Genomic DNA, 2,536 nt, shown 5'->3' with positions numbered 1-2,536 from the left:
GCGCGCGTCGCCTCGGCCGCCGGCCAGCGGTTCGCCCGCGGGCTCGCCGCCGAGCTGGGCCGCGCAGGCCTGGTGGTGGTCTCCGGCATGGCCCGCGGCATCGACGGGGCGGCCCACGAGGGCGCGCTTCCCACCGGCACGGTCGCGGTGCTCGGCGGCGGGGTGGACGACGTCTATCCACCGGACCACGCCGACCTCTACGCGCGCCTTGTCGAGCGCGGCTGCGTGGTCTCCGAGAGCCCGCCCGGCCGGACCGCCACCGCCCGCGACTTCCCGCGCCGCAACCGGATCATCGCCGGCCTCTCCCGCGCCGTGGTGGTGGTCGAGGCCGAGCTGCGCTCCGGCTCGCTGATCACCGCCAGGCTCGCCGGCGAGCAGGGCCGCGAGGTGCTGGCCGTGCCGGGCTCGCCGCTCGATCCGCGCTCGCGAGGAACCAACGACCTGTTGCGCCAGGGCGCGGCGATCTGCGAGGGCGCGGACGACGTGCTGCGCGTACTCGAAGGCCCCCGCACCCTGCGCGAACGCGAGCGCCGGCCCTGGTCCGGCCCGCCGGCCGAGCCCGATCCGGCCCTGATCGCCCGCCTCGCCGAGCTCCTCTCCCCGACCCCCGTCTCGCGCGACGAGATCGTGCGTGCGGCCCAGGCGCCGGCGCCGGCCGTCTTCGCCGCCCTGGTCGAGCTTTCGCTGGCGGGACGCGCCGAATTGCTGCCCGGCGGCATGGTCGCCTCAGGATGAGCCCCTTTAGGGGCTCGGGAATCTCGGCGTGCGAGCCCCGTTGACACGGGTCGGGCGCCGCCCCCACCTTCCCGCCTCTTCAGTTGGACCGGGCGAGCCGCCCGCGGAACGCCAGAGATTAGATGAACGTCGTCGTCGTCGAGAGCCCGGCCAAGGCCAAGACCATCAACAAGTACCTCGGCTCGGACTACAAGGTCCTGGCCAGCTACGGCCACGTCCGCGACCTGCCGGCCAAGGACGGCTCGGTGCGCCCGGACGAGGACTTCGCCATGTCCTGGGAGGTCGACGGCCGCGGCGCCAAGCAGCTCGCCGCGATCGCCGAGGCCGCCAAGGGCGCCGACAAGATCATCCTGGCCACCGACCCGGACCGCGAGGGCGAGGCCATCTCCTGGCACGTGCTGGAGGTCCTGCAGAAGAAGCGCGCGCTGAAGGACGCCACGGTGCAGCGGGTGGTGTTCAACGCCATCACCAAGGCGGCCGTGACCGAGGCGATGCGCAACCCACGCGACATCGACATGGAGCTGGTCGACGCCTACCTGGCGCGCCGGGCGCTGGACTATCTGGTGGGCTTCACCCTCTCGCCGGTGCTGTGGCGCAAGCTGCCGGGTTCGCGCTCGGCCGGCCGCGTGCAGTCGGTCGCGCTGCGGCTGATAGTCGACCGCGAGCTCGAGATCGAGCGCTTCAAGACCCAGGAATACTGGACCGTCGAGGCCGACGTGACCTCCGGCGGCGGCGACGCCTTCCTCGCCCGGCTGGTCAAGCACGAGGGCAGGAAGCTCGCCAAGTTCGACCTGCCGAACGAGGCCTCCGCCTTCGCCGCCCGCGAGGCGGTGAAGGCCGCGACCTTCGCCATCTCGGCGGTTGAGAAGAAGCCCGGCAAGCGCTCGCCGCCGCCGCCGTTCACCACCTCGACCCTGCAGCAGGAAGCCGCCCGCAAGCTCGGCTTCGACGCCAAGCGCACCATGCAGGCGGCCCAGAAGCTGTACGAGGGCATCGACATCGGCGGCGAGACGGTCGGCCTGATCACCTACATGCGGACCGACGGCGTGCAGACCGCGCCCGAGGCGCTGGACGAGGCGCGCCAGGTGATCGGCGGCATCTACGGCCGCGAGTACGTGCCCGAGAAAGCGCGGATCTACTCCACCAAGGCCAAGAACGCCCAGGAGGCGCACGAGGCGATCCGTCCGACCAGCCTCGCCCGCAACCCGGGCAAGCTGCGCCTGGAGGGCGACCTTGGCCGGCTCTACGAGCTGATCTGGAAGCGGATGATCGCCTCGCAGATGGAGAGCGCGCGGGTCGAAAGAACCACGATCGACCTGGAGTCCTCCGACGGGAAGACCGGCCTGCGCGCCTCGGGCGTGGTGGTGACCTTCGACGGCTATCTGGCGGTCTATGAGGAAGGCCGCGACGATCCGGACGACGAGGAAGGCGGCCGGCTGCCGCAGGTGGCCGAAGGCGCCGCCGCTCAGGTGCGTTCCGCCAAGGCCGACCAGCACTTCACCGAACCGCCGCCGCGCTATTCCGAAGCCAGCCTGGTGAAGAAGCTGGAGGAGCTGGGCATCGGCCGGCCCTCGACCTACGCCTCGATCCTGACCGTGCTGCGCGACCGCGCCTATGTCCGGATGGAGAAGCAGCGGTTCGTGCCCGAGGACAAGGGCCGGCTGCTGATCGGCTTCCTGGAGGAATATTTCGCCCGCTACGTGGAGTACGACTTCACCGCGGGGCTGGAAGAGCGGCTGGACCTGGTCTCGGCCGGCGAGCTCGACTGGAAGGTTCTGCTCCGCGAGTTCTGGAACGACTT

Annotated in this window: 2 protein-coding genes; both read left to right on the top strand. The window is 71.4% G+C overall.

Features of this window, described 5'->3' with window-relative positions; translation table 11 throughout:
• Positions 1-735: DNA-processing protein DprA (locus tag VJS38_RS00635; protein WP_324086223.1), on the top strand; the 735-nt coding region annotated here is incomplete at its 5' end.
• Positions 736-857: 122 nt separating this feature from the next.
• On the top strand, positions 858-2,536 hold a 1,679-nt coding region (gene topA / locus VJS38_RS00630; RefSeq protein WP_324086222.1), incomplete at its 3' end, for a type I DNA topoisomerase.

The organism is Phenylobacterium sp., from assembly GCF_035276905.1.
In the GTDB taxonomy this organism is placed as follows: Bacteria; Pseudomonadota; Alphaproteobacteria; order Caulobacterales; family Caulobacteraceae; genus Phenylobacterium.
Note: the sequence above shows the minus strand (reverse complement) of the source record. Positions and strands in the feature narration are given on the sequence as shown.